Here is a 23,212-nt window from a genome sequence, read left to right as displayed (position 1 = left end):
TTTCTAATGCCCGTGGAACGTAAAAAAGTATCCGAACGGTAAATAGGGGAAATTTCTAATGCCCGTGGAAAGGTTGCATGGCTACTAAGAATAAGGACTCTTGTACTCTTAAGTACAGCTCTCTGTCTGCAAAAGCGAAGATTCTTATTGATTGGGTCAGACCAAGGCGTTTACGCTTTTCTTACTACCACAAATTGTATATTTGTGGTATTTTTCATATAGATAGTTAGGAAAAAATGTTGGGAGTTGATTTTTTGAAGCGTCTATTGGATTGTACAGCAGCTGATTTTGAAAAAATGACGGGAAAAGAACTGAAACAAAGTATCCTCGCATCAGAGGGAAGAACCATTGTGGCGGAAGTCATCGGAAGCATTACCCCTTATTACCCAGCCGTGACCAATGCAGAAATGGCGGCAGCCTTTGGTGCAGACCTCATCCTATTAAACTTCTTTGATGTGTTTAACCCTACAATGGAGGGATTACCTGAAATGGTGCCTGACACCATTGTGCGCACCCTGAAAAAGCTTGTCGGACGTCCCATTGGCCTTAATTTAGAGCCAGTAGATCTTACGGCGGAGCAGGTTGAAGCTTTAATTGAATTACCTGAAGGAAGATTGGCTACTGAAAAATCATTGCAAAAGGCAAAAGAGTTAGGCTTTGATTTTGTTTGCCTGACAGGGAATCCTAAAACAGGCGTATCGAATGCAGAAATTACAAAAGCCATTCAAGTTGCTCGCAAAGTCTTTGGTGAAGACGGCTTGATTATTGCCGGCAAAATGCATAGTGCGGGCGTCGCTGGTGAGGTAGGAGGCAGCCTCATGTCGACCGAAACCTTGCATTCCTTTATCGAAGCTGGAGCAGACATCATCCTGATTCCATCACCAGGGACAGTGCCTGGCTTTACGATTGAAAGAACAGCCAGACTGGTCGATAGTGTTCATGAAAAGGGAGCACTTGCGATATTGACCACTGGAACAAGCCAAGAAGGTTCAGATGAAGCAACAGTTAAACAAATCGCCTTAAATAGTAAAATGGCAGGTGCAGACCTATACCATATCGGTGATGCAGGAGCAGCAGGAATCGCCATTCCAGAAAACATCACCGCCTACTCCATAGTCGTCAGAGGGAAACGTCATACATACGTAAGAATGGCCTCCTCAATCCTAAGATAGGGGACAGTCCCTCGGCGCTTTAACGCAACGGGGGACTGTCCCCAGAATAGTATTGTCTAATGGGAAATAATATGGTAAATTTAATATACTGTGAACTGTACGTCTAACAGGAGGTGGCTTACATGCATGCATTGGTCGTAACATTATTAGTTATCGTAAGTATTGGTCTTATTGCGGTTGTTTTACTTCAATCTGGTAAGAGCGCTGGATTATCTGGTGCCATTTCTGGTGGTGCTGAATCCCTATTCGGCAAACAAAAAGCACGTGGAATTGATTTGATTCTACATCGTATCACGATTGTATTATCAGTATTATTCTTCCTACTTGCGCTTGCAGTTACTTACTTTAAAATCTAATTTAAACATTCAAAACCTGGCCATTAAGTCAGGTTTTTTTGTTTGGTTCTCACTATAAGTCGTTTTGGTGGAATGTTCACCACTTCATTGCTTAAACTAAACTAAGTGAATTGAAATAAAAGGAGTTTTTAAAATGAAAGTTGCTTCACCGAAACCATTTACCTTTGAAGGAGGAAAACGAGCAGTCTTGCTGCTCCACGGTTTCACTGGAAACTCGGCTGACGTCCGGATGCTGGGACGTTTTTTAGAGAAGAAAGGATACACCTGCCATGCCCCGCACTATAAAGGTCATGGAGTTCCACCCGAAGAGTTGGTCCATACTGGACCAGAAGATTGGTGGCAGGATGTCATGGATGGATATAAATTCTTAAAAAATAAAGGGCATGAGGAAATTGCAGTAGCCGGACTGTCACTTGGCGGCGTATTTTCCTTGAAATTGGGTTACACTGTACCTATAAAGGGTATTGTACCGATGTGTGCTCCGATGTATATAAAAAGTGAAGAAATTATGTACGAAGGAATCCTCGAGTATGCTCGCGAATTTAAAAAGCGTGAAGGAAAATCAGACGAGCAAATCGAAATGGAAATGGAAGAGTTTAAGAAAACACCAATGAGGACATTAAAGGAGCTTCAAGCATTAATCGCAGATGTTCGCGAAAATGTGGACATGATTTATGCACCAACCTTCGTCGTTCAGGCTCGCCACGACCATATGATTAATACTGACAGTGCCAACATTATTTATAATGAAATTGAGTCAGTTACAAAGGAAATTAAATGGTATGAAGAATCTGGACATGTGATTACGTTGGATAAAGAACGTGATCAGCTACATGAAGATGTGTATGCCTTTTTAGAAAAACTCGACTGGCACAATTAATAAAGCACCCACAAAGGAGGGATTGGCTTGGAAGAAAACATTCAAAAGCATGTTGACCGGCTTTTGCAATATATGAGGGATGAGGCGTACAAACCACTAACAGTCCAAGAGCTTGAAGAAGCATTTGGTATTCAGGATTCTAGTGACTTTAAAGAGTTTGTAAAGGCGCTCGTTCAAATGGAAGAAAAGGGTCTAGTTGTACGCACTCGCAGCAATCGTTATGGCCTGCCGCAAAAAATGAACTTAATTCGCGGTAAGCTGATTGGTCATGCGAAAGGATTTGCGTTTGTCACCCCTGATGAACCGGGAATGGATGACATCTTTATTCCGCCAAATGAAACGAATACCGCTATGCATGGAGATATCGTTCTCGCTCGTGTTTCGTCTGAAACATCTGGACAACGCCGGGAAGGAAGTATCATCCGTATCATCGAACGCGGTGTACAACAAGTGGTTGGAACCTATGTTGAAAGCAAAAGCTTTGGCTTTGTCATTCCTGATGATAAAAAGTTTGCCAGTGACATTTTTATCCCAAAAGCAGCTTCCAAAGGAGCGGTTGAGGGACATAAGGTAGTTGTTAAGCTTGTTACATATCCTGAAGGGAGAAAAAGTGCTGAAGGTGAAGTAATCACCATTCTAGGTCATAAAAATGACCCAGGCGTGGACATCCTTTCTGTCATACATAAGCACGGCTTACCGATGGCTTTCCCTGACGATGTACTGCAACAAGCAAATGAGGTGCCTGACACCATCGATGAAAGCGAATTAAAGAACCGCCGTGATTTACGGAACGAAACCATCGTTACGATTGACGGTGCCGATGCAAAGGACCTTGATGATGCGGTAACCGTTTCAAAGCTAGAAAATGGCAACTACAAGCTTGGGGTTCACATTGCCGATGTCAGCTACTATGTAAAAGAAGGTACGCCTATTGATGTAGAAGCTGAGGATCGTGCAACGAGTGTGTATTTAGTAGACCGCGTGATTCCGATGATCCCACATCGTCTTTCAAATGGAATCTGTTCTTTGAATCCAAAGGTAGACCGACTGGTTTTATCCTGTGAGATGGAAATCACATCGGAGGGCGCTGTTGTTTCACACGAAATTTTTCAAAGTGTCATTAAAACAACAGAGCGGATGACTTACTATGATGTGAATATGATTCTTGCGGAACAGGATGAAGAAACTAGGGCAAGATACGAATCACTTGTCCCGATGTTCGAAATGATGGAAGAGTTGGCCGCAATATTACGTAATAAGCGGATGAAACGAGGCGCCATCGATTTTGATTTTAAAGAATCAAAGGTTCTGGTGGATGAGGAAGGAAAACCGACTGACGTCGTTCTTCGTGAGCGTTCAGTAGCTGAGCGTCTAATTGAAGAGTTTATGTTAGCTGCCAATGAAACGGTAGCGGAGCACTTCCACTGGATGGAAGTACCGTTTATTTACCGTATTCACGAGGATCCGAAGGAAGATAAGCTCCGGAAATTTTTCGAATTTATCACGAACTTTGGTTACATCGTAAAAGGGACAGCCAACGATGTTCATCCTCGCGCACTTCAAGAGATTATTGAAGAGGTTCAAGGAAAGCCGGAAGAAATGGTTGTTTCGACCGTTATGCTACGTTCGATGCAACAGGCAAAATATAATCCTGAAAGCTTGGGTCATTTCGGTTTATCAACGGAGTTTTATACCCATTTCACGTCACCGATTCGTCGTTATCCTGATACCATCGTCCATCGCCTAATTCGAACCTATTTAATTGAAGGAAAGCTTGATGAAAGAACAAGGGAAAAGTGGAATGCCCGCTTACCTGAAATTGCCGATCATTCTTCAAAAATGGAGCGCAGAGCTGTTGATGCGGAGCGTGAAACGGATGAGCTGAAGAAAGCGGAATACATGGAAGATAAAATTGGCGTCGAATATGACGGTATCATCAGTTCGGTTACGAATTTTGGAATGTTTGTCGAACTACAAAATACGATTGAAGGTCTTGTTCATGTTAGCTATATGACCGACGACTATTATCGTTTTGATGAGCGCCATTACGCCATGATTGGTGAACGGACAGGAAAAGTGTTCCGAATTGGTGATGAAATTACCGTTCGTGTCGTAAAAGTAAACAAAGACGAGCGTTCGATTGATTTTGAAATCGTCGGCATGAAGGGCACCCGTAGAGAGCGGACAGAGACACCGAAGGTTTTCAAAACTGGAAGTGAAACGAAAAAGCCGCGCCGAAACAAGCAGCAAGAAGGACGCGGTAGCACTGGTGGTGGCGGGGGCCGTAATCGCGACCGCAATAAGCAGGAAGCTGGCGGAGGCACCGACACCGGGCAGGGTCAAAAGAAGAAGAAACGTAAGTTTTACGACAATGTACCTAAATCGAAGAGTACGAAGCGAAAAAATAAATAAATGTGGAGTGAGAGCCTTAAGTACGAGGCTCTCTTTCAATTGTAGTAGTTTGTAGGTTCTGTTAAAATGGATGGTAAGACGAGGTGAAAAACGATGCCAAAAGGTGAAGGGAAGGTAGTCGCGCAAAATAAAAAGGCGTACCATGACTACTTTATCGAAGAAACATATGAAGCGGGTATTGTCCTACAAGGAACCGAGATTAAATCCATTCGTGCGGGAAAAGTGAATCTCAAGGATGCCTATGCTAGAATTCAAAATGGTGAAGCTATTCTTTTTGGAATGCACGTCAGCCCCTATGAACAAGGGAACATTTTCAATCATGACCCATTACGAACACGTAAGCTATTACTTCACAGACGTGAAATCAATAAGCTGATTGGGGAGACGAAAGAGGCTGGTTATGCCTTAATTCCATTGAAGCTTTATTTAAAAAACGGTTTCTGTAAGGTTTTAGTAGGGTTAGCAAAGGGTAAGAAGAATTATGATAAGCGTGAATCGTTAAAGCAAAAAGAGGCGAAGCGTGAAATTGAACGAGCATTCCGAGATCGTCAAAAGATGTAAGGCATGTATAGTTGATTTTTTGAACTGGAAATTAACTTACAGATACTTACAATTGAAAAATGCTTGGAGTGTGTTATAATAAGTTTGTCGCTAAGTGATGCGACATTAACTTTTGCTCTAACAAACGTTTGAGCAATCCTAACGTCTGATGCAGAAATCTTTAACTAGATTTCAGCTCATTTTATAATGGGGACGCTACGGATTCGACAGGGGTAGTTTGAGCTTAGGTTGCGAGTCGAGGGGATCGGCCTCGTTAAAACGTCAAAGCCATAACTGGCAAAACTAACAACAACTTCGCTTTCGCAGCTTAATACTGCATAGCGGTTCCTCCCTCCATTGCCCATGTGGTAGGGTAAGGGACTCACTCTAAGTGGGCTACGCCGGATTCCACCGCCTGAGGATGAAGGAAGAGAACAACCAGGCTAGCTGACCGGACGCCGGTCGATAGGCAAATGGATCAGTGAAACGCCAATATATCGACTACACTCGTAGATGCTTAAGTGGCGATATCTTTGGACGCGGGTTCGATTAGTAATTAGTCGCCTTGTGTGGTAACACATAAGTGAAAATTCGGCTTTATCGGTGAAACCTAAGTCGCACGATTTGCGATAGGGCAATGCCGAGCGGTATGTGGAGTAATCCAACAGCCGTGTATCGACTTATAGGCTGCCATGCATCGATGGTAGTACTAGGATGCGAAATCCATACCTTGAAGAGGTAAATATATGTTTCGCATAAGACGCCGAAGGACCTGTTAAGGCAGGTTCAAGATATAGTCAGTGCCATGACGAAAGCATGGAAGAGCACGTCCCGCCGTCTCCACCATACATAGGTGGATAACAAGACTAGCAGAAATGCTGGTCTTTTTTATATTTGAAAAAAAGTTTCTTCAAAAGCTAATTTCTTTTTGAGTAATAATGAACTGTACTTGCCGTTGCGAGATGTAACTTTCTCATAATTATCGAGTATCCAAAGAGCACGGTTTCTTTTTTTATCTACACGAAGGTAGGGAAGAGTTTGCTTCAGAGTTGATAAAACTAGATCTTTTTTCTTGATGATTAAAGTGTATGAATCTTTATGCTTGTCGGGATTATAGTTCTTTTTATTGTTAATTGTCCCTCCAGTTAGAGTATGTACATAAGATAAAAGTTCTTTATCTGTTGAAGCAATTGTAATACAGGGGCGCCGATGTTCTTTTTCATGTATTCGGGTTAATGTGATTGTTCCCTCTCCATCAATAATTCCAGCAATATAGGCAGCTTCCCAAGATTGCATGAAAACTCCTCCCTTTAATTTGAAAAATCCATCAAAGAAAAAACATATGTTCTGTATTTATTTTACTCTTTCTAGTTTCAACTATCAATTTTAAGTAAAAATGTCTAAATGACCGTTGTAGTTATGAAAAAAATCGAGAGCGGTAAATAAAGAGAGGATATATGCCCACAATAGGAAAAAAAGATTTGATCAGTCACCCCGCAAAGGAAGCCACTTGATTTACACTCTCAAATCCTATACAATCAACTTACCAAAAAGCGGAAAGGGTGACCTTGGGACGATGATCTTTTAATCCTATTTTGATGAAAAAACTCGTTATCCAATACGATTATTTTTTCTGGATAGGATTAGTCTGTACTTTTATACAAGTCGGAAAGATCATTACTTCCCCATCAATCAGGGGATAGAATGTCACTCGAATATTGTATAGTACTGCCTCCTGTCCAGAACTTAAGCAGGAGGTTTTTATATGGATTTATTCAATAATGAAGTCACACCCGCATCACCAGGTAACTTATTCCGAAACAGAGTATTTTTAGCGATCATCATGTCAGGGCTATTCCTGCAAGTAGGAATCTGGGTCCGAAACTTTGCCGTCTTACTTTTTGTTATGGATCAAACAAATGGCAATGCATTTGCCGTTTCCATGATTTCAGTCGCTGAATTTGCACCTATCTTCATCTTTTCCTTTATCGGCGGAACCTTTGCGGACCGTTGGGCACCCAAAAAAACAATGGTATGGTGTGACATCTTAAGTGCCGTATCAATATTTGTTGTGCTGATTACCCTTGTATTTGGCACTTGGAAAGTAGTATTTTTCGCTACTTTAATCTCAGCCATTCTCTCACAATTCTCCCAGCCATCAGGGATGAAATTGTTTAAAATGCATTTGTCTGAAAACCAAGTCCAAGCGGCAATGTCGGTATATCAAACGGTTTTCGCTCTTTTCATGGTATTAGGGCCGATTATTGGTACATTCGTCTTTCAATCGTTTGGAATTGACGTCAGCATCGCTGTTACTGGAGTAGCCTTCTTGCTTTCAGCAGGGGCACTTGCTTTCCTTCCTAAAGATTGTCCAATGGAGGAGGCAGGAGAATCTACTTTAATACAAGAGATGAAAAGTGGAATAAAGTATGTTTTAGGAAAAAGAGAATTAAGTCTATTAGGCCTGTGCTTTATGGCTGCAGGACTTGGAGTAGGATTTATTAATCCTCTAAACATTTTTCTTGTCACTGAACAATTAGACCTGCCGAAAGAGAACCTACAGTGGCTGCTTATGGTCAATGGAGTCGGAATGATCTTGGGCGGGGCTTGTGCGATGATATTTGCTAAAAATGTTCCTCCGCAAAGACTACTTGTGTTTGGAATGCTTGTCAATGGTTTAGGTATTGCTGTAATGGGGTTTTCAACAAATCTATGGATTACTTTAATTGCAGAGTTTTTTAGCGGTCTCATGATGCCGTGCATTCAAATTGGAATCAACACCTTGATCTTACAAAATACAGAAGAAGCCTTTATCGGCCGGGTAAACGGAATATTAAGTCCACTATTTGCAGGATCAATGGTCATAACAATGAGTCTCGCGGGAGTTCTTAAAGAGCAATTTTCCTTAGTAACAACGTTTGAAATGTCAGCCGTCTTGTTTATAATTGGTGTCCTATGCATTTTACCTATCTACAATCAAAAAGTACAATCAAAGCCAGAAATAATTCAATCTACTGAATAAACACAGAGAAAAACCCTCTTTGAACCGGCTTCAAAGAGGGTTTTTCCTATTACGCCAACACTTCCGCACCGCGCAAACTCACTACAGTTCCAGCCGTACCTTCAAGAGCATGAAACGCCTGATCCAATGAAGTAATAATCGTTTTGCACTCAGGACTAGTTGCCGCAAAATTAATCGCTGCTTCTACCTTTGGCAACATACTTCCAGGAGCAAAATGACCATTTTCTATAAAAGTCCTTAATTCAGCAATACTTACGTCTTCCAATTTCCGCTGCGTTGGCTCGTTAAAATCAATGTACACATTGTCAACCGCAGTTAAAATAATTAACGTATCCGCATCTACCAGCTCAGCCAACTTTTGCGAAGCAAAATCTTTGTCAATTACCGCCTCAATTCCGAGTAACCCGTGTTCTGTTTCTACAACAGGAATACCGCCCCCGCCGACCGCAATGACGATGTTACCTTTTTCCACTAGTGAATTAATCACAGGATGCTCTAAAATACTCACGGGCATTGGTGATGGAACCACCCGTCTCCAGCCACGTCCTGCATCCTCTTTAAAACAGGTATTAGTTGCCTCCATGATTTCCTTTGCTTCCTCTTCCCTATAGAAAGGTCCAATCGGCTTCGTCGGATTAAGAAACGCAGGATCCTGTTTATCCACGGCTACCCTTGTTACCACGGTAACCACATTTTTATCAATCCCGCGCTCCTTCAACACTTTGTCCATTGCGTTCTGCATCCAGTAGCCAATCATCCCTTGGCTCATCGCCCCGCACGTATCCAAGGGCATGGCCGGATTTTTCGTTGAATCAGCTGCTTTTTGCTGAAGGAGAATATTACCAACCTGTGGACCGTTCCCGTGGGAGATAATAATATCAATCCCTTTTTCTATAAATTGAACCAGCTGCCGCGCTGTTTTTTCCAATGCTAATTGCTGCGCTTCTGCGGTTGCGTCACCCGATTGGATGGCATTCCCGCCGAGCGCAATCACCACTTTTTGCTTTGTCATGATAAAACCCCTCTTCTTTTTTGAAAAATGGACCTAACAAACGATTAACTCATCATGGTGGCGATACTCAAAATCACCATCACAATCACAGAGAGCGACAACACTAATTTCCACACATGTTTTAGGTAGGTGCTATATGGAACTCTTGCAATCGCCAGCGCACCCATGATTACAGCACTTGTTGGTGTTAGTAGGTTCACCACGCCAGAGGCACTTTGGTATGCAGTAATCACTAAATGTCTGCCAACTCCGGCGAAATCAGCCAACGGTGCCATAATTGGCATCGATAAAGTGGCGAGACCGGAAGTCGATGGTACAAGGAAGGATAGCGGCAGATAAAACAAAAATGATAAATTAGTGAAAAGGACAGAACCCATGTTATCCAACAGTCCTTCGCCCCAATGAAGGACTGTTGCGGTCATACCACCAGCATCCATGACAACGGTAATCCCACGAGAAATCCCAATAATAAGGGCAACACCTAACAAATCTCTTGCTCCATTCACAAAGGTGCTAGTAAACTCAGATTCTTTCATTCTATAAATAAAAGCGATTATGATGGAGGAGGTTAAGAATAACATCGTTAATTCGCCAAACCACCAGTCGCCTAGCGGAAGGACCCCGCCGAGTAATTTACCGATGAACGGAATTTTAGCAACGGCCTTAGTGAAATCTTCGAAAATAGTAATATCAAATTTATAAGCCCATGGAATGACTCCTAAAATCATGACAACAAATGTTAAACCAAACACCGTAAGCACGGCCTTATGTCGACCAGTAAATTTTACTTCTTCTGCTTTCTGGGATAAAAAGTGTTGTTCATTTTCTGTTTTCATCTGGGCAATCAGTGACTTAGATGGATCTGCCTTTACTTTTTTTGCATAACGCATGACGTAAATAATTGTGAAAATAAGCGTGACCACAAGGATGATGAGGCGAAGTCCCATCCCATCTCCAATGGAAGTTCCGGCAAATCCAGAAGCAATTCCCGTAGCAAACGGGTTAACGGTGGAGCCTAAACACCCAACCCCTGCACCAAGAGCGATAATCGAGACAGCGGTTAAAGCATCATAGCCAGCTGCTATCAAAACTGGAATGAGGATAGGGTAAAACGCGATGGTTTCCTCTGCCATCCCGTAAGTGGAACCACCAATCGCGAATAGGACCATTAGGATCGGAATCAGCCATTGCTCTCGTCCCTTTAGCTTTCGGATGACCCGAGTAATCCCTGCGTCAATCGCACCCGTCTTCATCACTACTCCTAAGAAACCGCCAATCACTAGAACGAACAAAGCAATATCCTTCGCATCGAAAAAGCCGTTGATTGGTGCATTTAACACTTCCCAGACTCCTTGAGGCGTCTGTTCGTCACTTGGCAGCTGTTGGTAGGTTCCGGAGACAGGGATTTCTTTTTCCGTCGCTTTATCTACTTTAGTATCATAATGCCCACCTGGGATGACCCAGGTGAAGGCAGCAATCACAACAATAATCAAGAATAATAACGTATATGCGGTAGGCATCTTGAACTTTTTCATGAGTATTCCTCCATTAGTCAAATGGCATACCTATCGAGTTAATTCGTAGATGGCTTTTGCGTAAATCAACATCGCTGTAAACATTTTGTCTAATTCAATATGTTCATTCGGCTGATGCTCGGTTTTTGCTTGGTTTGGAAAAATGGCACCATAGGCCACGAAGTTTTCCATGGCTCTAGCATAGGTGGCGCCACCAGAAGAAATCGGTTCGGAATCGTTATCGCCTGTCACTTCCTGGTAAACGTTCATTAAGGTTTTGATTAAAAAGGAATCCTTTGGTAAATAAATCGATTTTAGATAGTCGAATTCTTTGTAGGTTAAGCCATATTCTTTGGCAGCTTGTGAGACCTGGCTCACAATTTCTTGTTTATCGGCGGTCACTGGGATGCGAATATCAATAGATAATCTTTCAACCTCTTCGGTGAGCTCTATTTTTCCGACATTGAACTTTAACTTACCTGATGGCTCATCTTCACAATTACCAAAAATGCTGGTTGCAAATGGGTCTTCTTTAATTAGGTCATTAATAAACTCAATTGTTTTTGAGGTGACGCCAATCTTTTTCAACCCCAGCAATAGCCTGCTAATCGCATTGATTCCTTTTTCCGCAACTTGTGCATGAACTGCCTTTCCTAGGACTACGACATTACCGTCAGCCAATTCGTAATCAAACTCTAATTCCTCTAGAGCAGCTTGTAATTCCTCTTGCTTTTCTCCGGCATATCTTGCGGTGTCAGGCACCGCATTAAAGGCATTACCTGCTTGTAAACGTAGACTGGTTTCGTTAGATCCTTCTAAATGGAACTGCAACAAGCCTTTTTCCGCATAAACCAACGGAAAGGTAGAGTCAGGTGTAAAGCCCATGCTTGGAATTTCTTCGAGTTCACAATAGCGGTTCATACAGCGCCACAGTGTTTCTTCATCCGTCCCGAAGATAAACCGAATTCTTTTGTTAAAAGAAACACTGAGATTCATTAACGCTTTCGTGGCAAAAAGGGCAGCCAGTGTCGGTCCTTTATCATCCTGTGTTCCTCTACCAAACATTTTTCCATCTTTAATCGTTGCTTCAAACGGAGGGGTAATCCAATCTTCCAGCTTGCCTGCTGGAACCACATCCAGATGGCCGAGAACGCCAATCATTTCCTTACTGTCACCAATTTCGGCATAGCCGTAATAGCCTTGTGGATCAACATACGTCCTGAATCCAAGCTTTTCACAGATTTCTACTGTCTTTTTCAAAGCCAAATCAATATTTTTTCCAAAAGGAAAACCATCCACCTGTTCACTGATTACACTAGGGATATCAACCAGCTGCTTTAATGCATGGTGAAACGCACCTTCTACCTTTCGTAGCTCAGAAATGAGTTGTTCGGAGATCTGATTCATGTTTTTCCTCCATTCGTTTGGTAAAAAGGTTAGGAGAAGGGGCATGACACCCAACTCCTAACCGCTTATTCTAAATGTCCAAGTGTCGCAGCCATAACCGCCTTGATGGTATGCATTCTGTTTTCCGCTTGGTCGAATACTTTGGAATGCTCGCTGCGGAAGACTTCATCGGTTACTTCCATTTCTTGCATTCCATGTTTTGTGTAAATATCCTTGCCATAACTGGTTTCAAGATCGTGGAAAGCAGGTAGGCAGTGTAGGAAAATCACCCTTTCATTACCTGTTTTATTGATCATGTCCATCGTTACCTGATAAGGCGAGAGCAGAGCAATCCGTTCAGCGAATTTATCTTCTTCACCCATCGAAACCCAAACATCGGTATAAATGGCGTCAGCACCATTCACTCCTTCTTCTACATTGCTGGTGACCGTTACCCGGCCGCCTGATTGCTCGGCGAATTTTTGCGCCAATTCAATGACTTCAGGTTCGGGGAACAACGATTCAGGTGTGCAGATGCGCACATCCATGCCAACAAGCGCACCCCCAACGAGCAGGCTGTTGGCCACATTATTTCTACCGTCACCAACATACACAAATTTAATTCCTTCTAGACGGCCAAAGTTTTCTTTTACAGTTAAAAAGTCAGCAAGTGTTTGTGTTGGATGCCAGCGATCTGTTAACCCATTCCAGACAGGCACACCGGAATGTTCCGCTAACATTTCTACCTTTTTGTGCTCAAAGCCGCGGAATTCAATACCGTCAAACATCCGGCCTAATACTTTAGCGGTATCTTCGATCGATTCCTTTTTCCCTAACTGGATATCATCTTTTCCTAGATACTCAGGATGGGCACCAAGGTCCACGCAGGCTACTGTGAAGGCACAGCGTGTACGGGTAGAGGGCTTTTCAAAAAGAAGCGCGATGTTTTTTCCTTCTAAGTAGCGATGGGGAATGCCGTGCTTTTTTTCATCCTTTAATTGAAAAGCAAGGTCAATAAGGTAAACAAATTCTTCTTTTGTAAAATCCTTCTCTGCAAGAAAGCTTCTTCCTTGTAATTTTGGGGCAGTAACTAACATTAAAATCGTCTCCTTTTTAGTTCTATTAAAATGGTCTGTTGATTTCCGTTACAGGCACTTCGCTTTCCGCGGGCGTTCCGGGAGCCTTCTCGTCGCTCACTCCTGCGGGGTCTCCCGTGACCGCTACTCCCGCAGGAGTCTTCGTGCCTTCCACTCCAATCAACATGTGTATCAAATTAGCGTATGGATTTAACATAGATCTTTTTAAAATGGACTTCGTATATCTTCACGGACAATCGGCATACTCATACAGCGTGGGCCACCGCGGCCACGGGATAACTCGGAACTAGTGATCTCGAGTACTTCAATGCCATGCTGGCGTAATAAATCGTTGCTAATATAATTGCGGTCATAGGTCACCACGATCCCTGGTGCAATGGCTAAGGTGTTTGATCCATCATTCCATTGTTCACGGGAGGCAGCAATCTCATCTCCGCCGCCGCAAGGAATTAAGACAAGTTCGTTTAAATGTAAAACCTCTTTCAATGTTTCCTGAAGATTTGTCCGGTGTGTAATGGTCACGCGTTCATCGTCCGAGCCTTTTTCAAGAATATACACATTCATATTGCCTTGAGGTCCCTGGATCTCAGGATGGATAGTGAATTTATCGTAATCGACCATTGTAAACACGGTATCAAGATGCATAAAGGCGCGGCACTTTGGAATTTCCACGGCAACCACTTTTTTAATTGAATCTTGTTTCTTAAAGAGGTTAAGGGCCAGTTTTTCAATCGCACGGGCAGAGGTGCGGGCAGATACCCCAATCGCCACGACTTCCTCACTAAGAATCAATTCATCGCCGCCTTCAATTGAAAATTCAAAGTCGCGGTCTAACCAAACAGGGATATCATGTCCGGCGAACCGTGGATGATGTTTAATGATGTACTGCATGAATAAGGACTCGCGGCGCCTTGCTGGTTCACGCATTTTGTTGATAGATAAGCCATTGCCAATACAGGCAGCGGGGTCACGGGTGAAATATAAATTCGGCATTGGATCTAAGTAGAACGGATAGTGATCGTCCATGAATTCATACAGGTGTGACTTTTTCTCAGGCTCAATTTCTCTTTTTAAAATCCCGCTCATCACTTTATCCACCAAATCTGCAGTAGAAAAAGAGAGAAGGTATTCTTTTAACACGCGAGAAGCTCCGTTCACATTCGCCTTACTTTCTCGTAAAATATCGTCAACAAATTGCCCTTTTATGATTGGATTACTTAAGGTTTCAACCACCAATTTTTCGAGATAAAGAACTTCGATTCCTCGGTTTTTTAAGGTTTCGGCAAAATAGTCATGCTCACGCTGGATAATTGGCAAATAAGGAATATCATCGAATAAAAGTCGCTGTAGATATTCAGGCGTCAAATTTTCAACTTCTTTTCCAGGCCGCTTCAGCAACACCGAGCGAAGTGTTCCGATTTCAGATGTAACATGGATCGGGTGCTTTAACTTTGTCTGCATGTCCCTCTGAGAAGTGATTTCGGCTATACTGCTCATCTTTCTTCCTCCTTTTGATAGAATCCTTGCTACATCTTCATTCTAAGCATTGATCACGATAGCCTTTGTAAGCTTCATAACAAACAAAATGTAATAATCCTTACATTTTTTTGTCGATTACATAAGCGGTTTTGTATAATTATGTATATATACAATGAAATCGGTTTTTTCGAATCTAATATGCTGAATAATGGCTGAATGACAAAAATCGGTCACAGATAAAGTTCTAATATTGAGAAAATTTATTGGAGCAAACAAAGGGGCTGACTCTCGCGGAGCCAGCCCTTTTATATGCTTTTAAAGTAGTCAGGTTGATGGATGGTTATTTTTTTACCCGTAACGGAAAGGATATTCTCTCGTTTTAATTGATTGATTAGTAAACTAACGGTTTCCCTTGTGGTTCCAGATAGTTTAGAAATGTTAGTGGCCGTGAGAGGGCAGGGGATGACGATTCCTGCACCATCCTTTTCTCCTAAGTCCTCCATTAAAAACTGGAGGGAATGCAGCACGCGTTCCTGTGCATTAGGAATGAGAATTTTTTGGACGCGTTTTTGATGAAGATTAAGAATGTCTGATAGTTTAGAGATGATATAGAGTAGTTGTTTAGGATTGGCTTTCAATAGTTCTTCCACGATGTGGGTTTGAATGAAGTACAAATGAACATCCGTGACGGCGATGGCCGTGTCCTGGTATACCTGGTCCTGAAAAATGCCCCCATAGGGAAACATTTGGTTCCTTTTAATAAAGTCTAAATAAAGCATGCTGCCATCCTGGCTGCTGCGTTCATACATGACATATCCATCTAGTAAAAAAAAGATTTTATCGCGCGGGTCTCCCTGCATAAATAGGAGTTGATTTTTCTTGTAGGAGCGAAAATAGAAGTAAGGAAGATATTTTTTTAGTGTTTTTACTGGAAGACATTTTAATAGTTCAATCTGTTGTAAATCAGAAAACACATCCAACTTTTCCACGTATGAGTTGAGCATTGTAACCCTCCTTTTGCGTGTGTTTTGGCCTTTACTTTTGATAGACTTCGAGCTGCTCTTCGATGCGAAGCGCTTCTTGTGGTGCACGGCAAATAATCAAGCATGTATCGTTTCCACAAATGGTTCCCGCTTTTCCTTCCAAATCCATGGAATCTAGCAAGGCACCAAAGGAATGGGCATGCCCAGGAAGCGTCTTGATGATAATAAAATAGTTTATCACCTCAATGCTAATAAGTGCATCCTTTAGTTTGTGGCGGAACTTCTCCATAATTAGATGATCATGATCTATCTTAAAGCTATACTTCAGATTGCCATCCTTGGAAGGCACTTTGACAAGCTTCAACTCTCGGATGTCTCTGGAGATGGTTGCCTGAGTAACTGCAAGCCCGTTCTCTAAAAGCAATTGTCCCAGTTCTTCCTGCGTCTTTACCTCATGATCAGATATAATCTGCGAAATTAACTCTAACCGCATCTGTTTGTTCATCATCGGCCCTGACTCTCTTTCTATAGGTATCTATACTCTTATCATATTGGTAATTGATGGGGATTGGTATGTATAAATGGTGAACAAACAAAAAGATGAACTTCCTTTGAGTTCATCTACCCATTACTTTCTTAAATTGATTATAGTAACCACAAATGTAAATTGGATAGAAATATAAGCAGGCATAAACCAATAAAAGTTGAAATAATTCTTCTTAACCGAAGGCTGTGTACCCACTGAAAAAGTCCAGAAGCAAACATACTAAACCAAATAATAATAGTAACAATAATAAAACTATTAATAACATAATAGGGGACCATACCCCAGTAGACGACAACACTAATGAAGACACTTAGAATCATCGGCACAATTAAATCCCTAATTCCCTTAACCACCGGCTTGCTATCATTTTCCAGCGACTTTAACGAAAGCAACGGATATAGAAAATAAGGCAAGACGAAACCAAAGCTGGTGCCTGACACCAAGCGTTTAATATTGTCACTTTCAAAGAAGTGCAGATAGGAGCCTAAGCCGTCAACCATCATGGGAACCATTAATAATAGAAGAAAGAAACTTACTTTAATCGTAGGGATGGTGATTTTCGACTTTCTTTTAGTGAAGTGCAAATACGTAAGTGAGGAAAAGATCCCAATATAAATACCTGTGTCACGGGCGCAAACGGAGAGTGTTTCCCCTGATATTTGGAGTGATCGTTCCTCTAATTGGTGACAGATGGCTCTTCCGAAAAAATCCAATAGTTCGTGCAACAACATTTATCACTCCTATAGGAAGAACCCAATTCTCACCGCAGGAATTGGGTTCGGCGTATGTTTTTTAATACCCTGACATAAACGGTAAAAAGGAGAAGGCAGAAAGAGCGAACCAACAGATACAGCTCAATACGATCATACCTAAAGCAATGTATAAACAGGTTTTTCCGACAGCCTTCTTTTCTGGATCTTGATCGTTCATCCAAATAATTCCTAGCACAATCCCGACCACAGGTATAAGTATAGATAAAATATAAAAGAGTGCTTTTTGCCCACCTGACACTAACTTCACCTCCATAACTCAAAATTAAGAGGAATTCCGTTTAGTAAGAAAATCCCGTTCAATGATATGTATGTCAGTTTACAGGGGAATTTGCCTGTCCTCTTTTTAGAAATTTCTGATTTAAATTTTGTCTATTGGTACATTTTTCAATTTTACCTGTTATAATAGATTGGTAAAAAGTGGGGTATATAAGAAATGGGGAATTCATCAGCTTCCTACTTTTGGAGGATGTGCTAATATAAAAGTTATATTTTAATAGAATTGTAATATTTTTAATATAATAGTAACAATTCATGGGAAGCTTCGTCTATAATGAAGAAAGACATTAAACATCAAAGAGGGTAATGAAACATGGGGGATCAAAAGCAAGGATGGACTAAAGGGACAATAGTTATTGTCATTTTTGCAATTGGGTTCTTGTTTGCAGGGGTATTTGTGAACAACTATTTTAAGGCAAAAGCTGCCGGGAAACCTATTACTCAAGAAAAAAATGAATTTATGAATCATCCAGGTCAAACCTCAGAAACTATTGTTCAGAATACCAAGGATTTACGGATTGAGAAAGAAATGATTCACAAGAGACAAGAGCAAGCGATGGGCGGGAGAAATAAGCAAGAGCGAGAGGAAACGAAGGCTCCGGAAAAAACAACTACAGATACTGCCACTACACAGCCTACAACACCAAAAGACCAAGAAACAACAAAACCACCATCAACGGAAACGAAACCAGCTAATGCACAACCAACGGCAGCAGGTAAGAAAACGATCTACTTAACATTCGATGATGGTCCAGCTGCGTTTTCTGGGGGGATTATCGCGCTTTTGGAAAAATTCCACTATAAAGCGACGTTCTTTATGATTGACGGAAATATAAGAAGATATCCAAACGCGGTAAAATTGATGGTCCAATCTGGAGAGACAGTGGCACTTCATAGTGTTTCGCACAATCAAAAGGTTTTTTATGCGTCAGCTACATCGGTGATCAATGAATTAACTCAAAACCGAAATACACTAAAAGAAGTTTCGGGGGTCGATTCGTATATTATGAGAACCCCTTATGGAAGTGTACCTGGCATGACTGCAGAGTACCGGAAAGCAGTTACGGATAATGGCTACTTAATGTGGGATTGGAATATTGACAGCAAAGATTGGTATTATAAAGATGCACGCTATGTGGAGAGTGTCAAACAACAATTAACAAAGTTAGCTAACCATAATGGTCCGATCGTCATTCTTATGCACGAAAGAAAGGAAACGCTTGCGCATTTACCGGCATTACTTGATTATTTAAGTAAACAGGGGTACGAAGGTAAAGCAATCGATAGTTCCATGACGCCGGTTCAATTTACGGTAAGATAGCATTTAATAAGGACAAAATGCTTTCGGGTTTGATATAATTAACATGCAGTTAATAGTATAAATAATGGGGTCAGATAATTTCCTATGATAAATAAACTTTTGCACAGTAGTGGTTTTAAGAGAATATCAATTTTTGTCCTTATTGCACTCGTTTTGTATGCGATGCATTCGATGATAAATTTAATCTTACTTACGTTTATTTTTACCTTTCTAATGGATCGGTTAGTGCAATTCATTGAAAGGAAAATACCTCTCAATCGTAAGTTGATTGTGGTTACATCGTATGCGTGTATTGTTGGATTACTATCCTATGGTTTGGTGATGTACCTGCCTATGATTGCCGGTGAGATTACGGCGTTAATTAAGCAGCTAACGGCTTTTTACACATCAAAGCATGATAATATCTTTTTAAATTATGTAGTTAAGCGAATTGAAGAAATTCAGATTTCTAGTTATCTGGAACAAGGCTTTACGTTTGTATTAAAGTATTTTACTGATATTAGCAAAATTACGTTACAAGTGTTGTTAGCTTTATTAATGAGTTTATTTTTCTTATTAGAAAAACCACGCCTAATCGAATTTACGAAGAAATTCAAGACCAGTAAAATCGCACCGTTTTATGCGGAAATTGAATTTTTTGCCCAGAAATTTGTTCGCACGTTTGGTAAAGTAATTGAGGCACAATTAATTATTGCCGTGGTCAACTGTACTTTAACGACGATTTCTCTATGGCTGCTTGACTTTCCACAATTAGGTGGATTGTCCATTATGATTTTCATATTGGGATTAATCCCTGTAGCCGGTGTCATTATTTCACTTATACCCCTTGTCATTATTGCCTATAGTATTGGCGGTATTATGAAGGTACTTTATGTGGGTATTGCCATTATGATTATTCATGGTGTGGAAGCCTATATCTTAAATCCAAATTTAATGAGTTCCAAGACGAATCTCCCCGTTTTCTATACGTTTATTGTGTTGATTTTTTCCGAGCACTTCTTTGGTATATGGGGACTGATTATCGGGATTCCGGTGTTTGTCTTCCTTCTAGATGTATTAGAAGTGACAGAAACGAAGAAAACGTAAAAAAGCCCTTATGTGGGCTTTTTTGTTTGTCCTATTTTCTGATATGCTAAAGGTATGAAGCAGTTTTGAGGAGGATGTAAGTTGGGCGAGTGTAAGTTGAACCATTCACAGGAAGATGTTAAAAGTAAATACGAGTCCCAGGCTGAATTTTTACCAGAGGACATGAAGCCTTTATTTAATCAATTCTTTGCGGGTGAGCATACGCAGGAGCTTTTAAATGAAGTGTTCCATTTGCTGAAAAAGTATGATTTAGCAACTGCGGAAGAGCAAAATGCACGAAATGAGCGTTTGTATTTGGTGTTAAGAAACGTATGATTTTTCAGGTTTATTTACGGGGTCGCATAGAAGGTCTATGTGGCCATTTTTGTTTTTAAGGCAATCATTCATGAAATATGTTATTTTTGAAAATAGTAAGAGTACATACTTTAGCAAAAGAAAAGAGGATACGATGGGAGAAATATTTCAATTATTAAAGCGTGGAAATAAGTCAGCCATGCTCGCAGCGATTATTAATACGGTAATTTCCATTATTAAAGGTGTAGCCTATATGTATACTGGAAATGTAGCGATGTTTGCTGAAACCATGCACAGTTTAGGGGATGCAGCCAATCAGTTTTTTGTATTTATAGGCTCTGCTTTAAGTAAAAAAGCGCCTACTGAAAAATACCCAAATGGGTTCGGCAGATTGGTCAATCTTGTCCTTTTGGGGGCCGTTTTGATTGTTGGAATCATGGCTTTTGAAACAATAAAAGAAGGCTACCATCATGTGGTACATCCAACGGAAGCTGGCGGGTTCGCTATAAATGTTATCGTGCTTGCGGTGGCAACGCTTTTAGAAACGTTTGTCTTGTTTAAGGCGATGAAGGAAATATTGCATGAAATTGAGGTGGAGGCAAGCGGTCTAAGTGTATTTAGAAAAAGCTTTGCTAATTTGGGTAGAGCGAAGCCTGCGACAAAGCTAGTGTTCATGGAGGATTTGGTTGCAACCATGGGCGGTTTGTTAGCGATTATTGCGGTTGTTATTTCTCATTACACCGATTTGCACCAACTAGAGGGAATCGCTTCAATGATTATCGGGGCGATGATGTTTTTCGTTGTAGGAAAGGTGTTTTTAGATAACGCTGCAGGTGTCATAGGACAAGCAGATGAAGAGATGGAGAATAAGATAGGAGCACTTGTTATGGCTGACCCGGATGTAAAGGATATTCAAGGGATTACGGTCATCAAAGAGGGAGAAGACCTTCACGTTGAATTGGAAATTGAAGTGGATCCGAAATTAACGGTGGCAGCTGCTGATGATATTAAGGACCGTTTAGAAGAAAAAATTATGGCTGAAAAAGGGGTCGTGGATGTAACCATCGAGATTGATGAAGAAGATGGAGTCATGACCTGGAAGAGTAAGAGTGAATTAAATCCGGAGTAGGGTCCATAATTAAAAAAAGGGTTCGCGAAAATTCCGCGAACCTTTCTTATTCCCAGGGCTTCATGGTTGTAAAAACCCCGGCCAGTTCCTTACTGCTCTTTCGATGTTCCTTCCGCTTTTCCGCCCGATCTTTCCCCGTTTCAAACAGCTTCTTCTCTTCCTCTGTTTCTGCAATAATAGCAGGGACCTTCGTTGGCTTACCATTGTCATCTAACGCAACAAATGTTAAAAAGGCAGTGGCTGCAATTTTTCTTTCACCTGACATTAGATTTTCGGCAATGACTTTGACGAAAATCTCCATGGACGAGGTCCCTGTATAGGAAACAAACGTCTCAATGCAAACAGAGTCCTTCGGCGTAATGGGACTGAGAAAATCGACCGAATCAATCGACGCCGTCACGCATTCCGCCCGGGAATGTCTAACGGCTGAAATTGAAGCAATCATATCAATATCACTGATTAATTTGCCGCCAAACAACGTATTATGGTTGTTGACATCATTAGGAAAAATCCTGCTCGTTCTTACTACTCTAGATTCATTACATGTCTTTGCTTCCATTATCATCACTCCACACTTTTGCACCCTAAAATAGAAGATGGCCATGGGCATATTTTTTGTTAGTATGGCCACGATAGTAATACATTATAAACCTAATGGCCATTGATGTGGAATTATTTGTTTTCTTCAAAATCCTTGCTTACACTTTGGAATACATGTTTGGATACAATTGTGCAGTGGTCACCAAAGTTAATTGTACAGCCAATTTGTTTGCTATTTGCCGTATTACTGTCTTGAACTGTTGGACCAACATTAATATTTGCATTATTATTAATAGAATTCACTTTAAAACAGTCGATATTTATTGAAAACGACATGTTCATCACCGTCCTATTTTTATTTTATTTTTAAAAATGAAAGATGATTGTCCGCATACCCAGAACGAGCAGTTAAATAATAAGCGATTGAAACGTAGTTATGGTACATTACATATATCAATATCTGGTCAGGAGGTACAATCAATGAATTTACAGGCACAAATTATGAAGGATTTACATGTTACTCCGAACATTGAACCAAAAGAAGAGATTCGTAAGAGAATTGACTTTTTGAAAAATTACCTGCTACAAACCAAGGCTAAAGGATATGTACTAGGGATTAGCGGTGGTCAGGACTCCACACTCGCAGGAAGATTGGCACAGTTGGCAGTGGAGGAATTGCGAAATGAAGGAAAGGATGCTCTATTTATTGCTGTTCGTCTTCCATATGGCTTGCAAAAGGATGAGGAGGATGCGCAGCGTTCATTAGCCTTTATCCGTGCAGACCGTGAGCTTGTTTTTAATATAAAAACAGCCGTTGACGAGGTTCAAAATGAATATAACGCTAGCATTGATGGTGAGCCGTTAAGTGATTATCATAAAGGAAATGTAAAAGCAAGAATGAGAATGATTGCCCAGTATGCAATCGGCGGTATGGAAGGACTGCTCGTTATAGGGACCGATCATGCAGCAGAAGCAGTGACGGGTTTTTATACGAAGTATGGAGACGGCGGAGCGGACATCCTGCCACTGACTGGATTAAGCAAACGCCAAGGGAAGGCCTTGTTAAAGGAACTTGGTGCAGATGAGCGTCTCTATTTAAAAGTTCCAACGGCAGACCTCCTAGATCAAAAACCTGGTCAGGCAGATGAAACTGAATTAGGGATCACTTATGATGAACTAGATGATTATTTAGAAGGAAAACCTGTCTCGAAAGAAGTGGCTGAAAAAGTGGAAAAACGGTATCTCATGACCGAGCACAAGCGTCAGATGCCTGCTACTATGTTTGACGACTGGTGGAAATAAAACAAGGAGAGACTGCCATGATCCGGCAGTCTCTCTTTTTTTGTTGTTTCGCTAAATTATAAAAAGGTCCCAGTGTGGATAACTGAACTAG

23 protein-coding genes and 1 other RNA gene are annotated in these 23,212 nt (G+C 41.2%); 12 read left to right on the top strand and 12 right to left on the bottom strand.

Annotated elements, in window-relative coordinates; genetic code table 11:
• The first annotated feature begins 254 nt into the window (after positions 1–254).
• From ABES03_RS19875 to ssrA, 6 genes are all read left to right on the top strand, one after another.
• A complete protein-coding gene (locus ABES03_RS19875) occupies positions 255–1,172 on the top strand; it encodes a haloacid dehalogenase-like hydrolase (protein ID WP_430119922.1) in 918 nt (305 codons plus the stop codon).
• A 122-nt stretch (positions 1,173–1,294) separates the two neighbouring features.
• On the top strand, positions 1,295–1,528 hold the full coding sequence (gene secG, locus ABES03_RS19870) for a preprotein translocase subunit SecG (protein ID WP_413307310.1): 234 nt from the start codon (positions 1,295–1,297) through the stop codon (positions 1,526–1,528).
• Between the two features lie 133 nt (positions 1,529–1,661).
• The gene (locus ABES03_RS19865; protein WP_430119920.1) at positions 1,662–2,408 is read left to right on the top strand and encodes an alpha/beta hydrolase; all 747 of its coding nucleotides are present in this window, start codon (positions 1,662–1,664) and stop codon (positions 2,406–2,408) included.
• A gap of 27 nt (positions 2,409–2,435) precedes the next feature.
• Positions 2,436–4,820 (top strand): ribonuclease R, encoded by a 2,385-nt coding sequence (gene rnr / locus ABES03_RS19860; protein WP_430119918.1) that lies wholly within the window; start codon positions 2,436–2,438, stop codon positions 4,818–4,820.
• Positions 4,821–4,913: 93 nt separating this feature from the next.
• On the top strand, positions 4,914–5,381 hold the full coding sequence (gene smpB / locus ABES03_RS19855; RefSeq protein ID WP_430119916.1) for an SsrA-binding protein SmpB: 468 nt from the start codon (positions 4,914–4,916) through the stop codon (positions 5,379–5,381).
• A 196-nt stretch (positions 5,382–5,577) separates the two neighbouring features.
• Positions 5,578–5,912: a transfer-messenger RNA gene (ssrA, locus tag ABES03_RS19850) on the top strand.
• 336 nt (positions 5,913–6,248) lie between these two features.
• On the opposite strand, the gene ABES03_RS19845 is transcribed toward ssrA, so the two are convergent.
• Entirely contained in the window at positions 6,249–6,656 is a 408-nt protein-coding gene (locus tag ABES03_RS19845; protein ID WP_430119914.1) for an LAGLIDADG family homing endonuclease, read from the bottom strand.
• A 469-nt stretch (positions 6,657–7,125) separates the two neighbouring features.
• Between ABES03_RS19845 and ABES03_RS19840 the strand changes: the two genes are divergently transcribed.
• Positions 7,126–8,382 carry an MFS transporter gene (locus tag ABES03_RS19840; RefSeq protein WP_430119912.1) on the top strand — a complete coding sequence of 419 codons (1,257 nt, stop codon included), beginning with the start codon at positions 7,126–7,128 and terminating at the stop codon, positions 8,380–8,382.
• 49 nt (positions 8,383–8,431) lie between these two features.
• Here the strand turns inward: ABES03_RS19840 and arcC are convergent, their stop codons facing one another.
• The 9 genes from arcC to ABES03_RS19795 all read right to left on the bottom strand — a co-directional run bounded on the left by arcC (position 8,432) and on the right by ABES03_RS19795 (position 17,411).
• Complete coding sequence (gene arcC, locus ABES03_RS19835) at positions 8,432–9,394, bottom strand: carbamate kinase (protein ID WP_430119910.1); 963 nt, start codon at positions 9,392–9,394, stop codon at positions 8,432–8,434.
• A 44-nt stretch (positions 9,395–9,438) separates the two neighbouring features.
• Entirely contained in the window at positions 9,439–10,929 is a 1,491-nt protein-coding gene (locus ABES03_RS19830; protein ID WP_430119908.1) for a YfcC family protein, read from the bottom strand.
• A gap of 30 nt (positions 10,930–10,959) precedes the next feature.
• The gene (locus tag ABES03_RS19825; RefSeq protein WP_430119906.1) at positions 10,960–12,315 is read right to left on the bottom strand and encodes a M20 family metallopeptidase; all 1,356 of its coding nucleotides are present in this window, start codon (positions 12,313–12,315) and stop codon (positions 10,960–10,962) included.
• A gap of 65 nt (positions 12,316–12,380) precedes the next feature.
• Positions 12,381–13,391, bottom strand: a complete 1,011-nt coding sequence (gene argF / locus ABES03_RS19820; protein WP_430119904.1) for an ornithine carbamoyltransferase — start codon at positions 13,389–13,391, stop codon at positions 12,381–12,383.
• 204 nt (positions 13,392–13,595) lie between these two features.
• The gene (gene arcA, locus ABES03_RS19815) at positions 13,596–14,852 is read right to left on the bottom strand and encodes an arginine deiminase (protein ID WP_430119926.1); all 1,257 of its coding nucleotides are present in this window, start codon (positions 14,850–14,852) and stop codon (positions 13,596–13,598) included.
• Between the two features lie 323 nt (positions 14,853–15,175).
• Positions 15,176–15,859, bottom strand: coding sequence for a Crp/Fnr family transcriptional regulator (locus ABES03_RS19810; protein WP_430119924.1), 684 nt, complete (start codon positions 15,857–15,859; stop codon positions 15,176–15,178).
• Positions 15,860–15,905: 46 nt separating this feature from the next.
• On the bottom strand, positions 15,906–16,361 hold the full coding sequence (argR, locus tag ABES03_RS19805; RefSeq protein WP_430119902.1) for an arginine repressor: 456 nt from the start codon (positions 16,359–16,361) through the stop codon (positions 15,906–15,908).
• A 137-nt stretch (positions 16,362–16,498) separates the two neighbouring features.
• Positions 16,499–17,131, bottom strand: coding sequence for a DUF2085 domain-containing protein (locus tag ABES03_RS19800; RefSeq protein WP_430119900.1), 633 nt, complete (start codon positions 17,129–17,131; stop codon positions 16,499–16,501).
• Between the two features lie 61 nt (positions 17,132–17,192).
• A complete protein-coding gene (locus tag ABES03_RS19795) occupies positions 17,193–17,411 on the bottom strand; it encodes a hypothetical protein (protein ID WP_308082580.1) in 219 nt (72 codons plus the stop codon).
• Positions 17,412–17,762: 351 nt separating this feature from the next.
• Between ABES03_RS19795 and ABES03_RS19790 the strand changes: the two genes are divergently transcribed.
• The 4 genes from ABES03_RS19790 (at position 17,763) to ABES03_RS19775 (ending at position 21,279) form a co-directional block, all read left to right on the top strand.
• Entirely contained in the window at positions 17,763–18,770 is a 1,008-nt protein-coding gene (locus ABES03_RS19790; protein WP_430119898.1) for a polysaccharide deacetylase family protein, read from the top strand.
• An 84-nt stretch (positions 18,771–18,854) separates the two neighbouring features.
• Positions 18,855–19,856, top strand: coding sequence for an AI-2E family transporter (locus ABES03_RS19785; protein WP_430119896.1), 1,002 nt, complete (start codon positions 18,855–18,857; stop codon positions 19,854–19,856).
• An 81-nt stretch (positions 19,857–19,937) separates the two neighbouring features.
• The gene (locus ABES03_RS19780; RefSeq protein ID WP_430119894.1) at positions 19,938–20,171 is read left to right on the top strand and encodes a hypothetical protein; all 234 of its coding nucleotides are present in this window, start codon (positions 19,938–19,940) and stop codon (positions 20,169–20,171) included.
• A 133-nt stretch (positions 20,172–20,304) separates the two neighbouring features.
• The gene (locus ABES03_RS19775) at positions 20,305–21,279 is read left to right on the top strand and encodes a cation diffusion facilitator family transporter (protein WP_430119892.1); all 975 of its coding nucleotides are present in this window, start codon (positions 20,305–20,307) and stop codon (positions 21,277–21,279) included.
• Between the two features lie 46 nt (positions 21,280–21,325).
• On the opposite strand, the gene ABES03_RS19770 is transcribed toward ABES03_RS19775, so the two are convergent.
• Together ABES03_RS19770 and ABES03_RS19765 are read right to left on the bottom strand one after the other, a co-directional pair.
• On the bottom strand, positions 21,326–21,838 hold the full coding sequence (locus ABES03_RS19770; RefSeq protein ID WP_430119890.1) for an acyl-CoA thioesterase: 513 nt from the start codon (positions 21,836–21,838) through the stop codon (positions 21,326–21,328).
• 113 nt (positions 21,839–21,951) lie between these two features.
• The gene (locus tag ABES03_RS19765; protein ID WP_430119888.1) at positions 21,952–22,155 is read right to left on the bottom strand and encodes a hypothetical protein; all 204 of its coding nucleotides are present in this window, start codon (positions 22,153–22,155) and stop codon (positions 21,952–21,954) included.
• 144 nt (positions 22,156–22,299) lie between these two features.
• Here ABES03_RS19765 and nadE point away from each other — a divergent pair, with 144 nt between their 5' ends.
• The gene (nadE, locus tag ABES03_RS19760) at positions 22,300–23,121 is read left to right on the top strand and encodes an ammonia-dependent NAD(+) synthetase (RefSeq protein WP_430119886.1); all 822 of its coding nucleotides are present in this window, start codon (positions 22,300–22,302) and stop codon (positions 23,119–23,121) included.
• Positions 23,122–23,212: the final 91 nt, after the last annotated feature.

It is taken from the genome of Neobacillus rhizosphaerae, from assembly GCF_050477885.1.
In the GTDB taxonomy this organism is placed as follows: domain Bacteria; phylum Bacillota; class Bacilli; order Bacillales; family Cytobacillaceae; genus Neobacillus; species Neobacillus rhizosphaerae_A.
The sequence above is the reverse complement of the archived record's forward strand: the minus strand, read 5'-3'. Positions and strand labels throughout refer to the sequence as shown.

Excerpts from the sequence above, each read along its gene's own strand:
- secG (WP_413307310.1), top strand. The coding sequence starts at position 1,295 with ATGCATGCATTGGTCGTAACATTATTAGTTATCGTAAGTATTGGTCTT.
- ABES03_RS19865 (WP_430119920.1), top strand. The coding sequence starts at position 1,662 with ATGAAAGTTGCTTCACCGAAACCATTTACCTTTGAAGGAGGAAAACGA.
- smpB (WP_430119916.1), top strand. The coding sequence starts at position 4,914 with ATGCCAAAAGGTGAAGGGAAGGTAGTCGCGCAAAATAAAAAGGCGTAC.
- ABES03_RS19845 (WP_430119914.1), bottom strand. The coding sequence starts at position 6,656 with ATGCAATCTTGGGAAGCTGCCTATATTGCTGGAATTATTGATGGAGAG.
- ABES03_RS19840 (WP_430119912.1), top strand. The coding sequence starts at position 7,126 with ATGGATTTATTCAATAATGAAGTCACACCCGCATCACCAGGTAACTTA.
- arcC (WP_430119910.1), bottom strand. The coding sequence starts at position 9,394 with ATGACAAAGCAAAAAGTGGTGATTGCGCTCGGCGGGAATGCCATCCAA.
- ABES03_RS19830 (WP_430119908.1), bottom strand. The coding sequence starts at position 10,929 with ATGAAAAAGTTCAAGATGCCTACCGCATATACGTTATTATTCTTGATT.
- ABES03_RS19825 (WP_430119906.1), bottom strand. The coding sequence starts at position 12,315 with ATGAATCAGATCTCCGAACAACTCATTTCTGAGCTACGAAAGGTAGAA.
- argF (WP_430119904.1), bottom strand. The coding sequence starts at position 13,391 with ATGTTAGTTACTGCCCCAAAATTACAAGGAAGAAGCTTTCTTGCAGAG.
- arcA (WP_430119926.1), bottom strand. The coding sequence starts at position 14,852 with ATGCAGACAAAGTTAAAGCACCCGATCCATGTTACATCTGAAATCGGA.
- argR (WP_430119902.1), bottom strand. The coding sequence starts at position 16,361 with ATGATGAACAAACAGATGCGGTTAGAGTTAATTTCGCAGATTATATCT.
- ABES03_RS19800 (WP_430119900.1), bottom strand. The coding sequence starts at position 17,131 with ATGTTGTTGCACGAACTATTGGATTTTTTCGGAAGAGCCATCTGTCAC.
- ABES03_RS19790 (WP_430119898.1), top strand. The coding sequence starts at position 17,763 with ATGGGGGATCAAAAGCAAGGATGGACTAAAGGGACAATAGTTATTGTC.
- ABES03_RS19785 (WP_430119896.1), top strand. The coding sequence starts at position 18,855 with ATGATAAATAAACTTTTGCACAGTAGTGGTTTTAAGAGAATATCAATT.
- ABES03_RS19775 (WP_430119892.1), top strand. The coding sequence starts at position 20,305 with ATGGGAGAAATATTTCAATTATTAAAGCGTGGAAATAAGTCAGCCATG.
- ABES03_RS19770 (WP_430119890.1), bottom strand. The coding sequence starts at position 21,838 with ATGGAAGCAAAGACATGTAATGAATCTAGAGTAGTAAGAACGAGCAGG.
- ABES03_RS19765 (WP_430119888.1), bottom strand. The coding sequence starts at position 22,155 with ATGTCGTTTTCAATAAATATCGACTGTTTTAAAGTGAATTCTATTAAT.
- nadE (WP_430119886.1), top strand. The coding sequence starts at position 22,300 with ATGAATTTACAGGCACAAATTATGAAGGATTTACATGTTACTCCGAAC.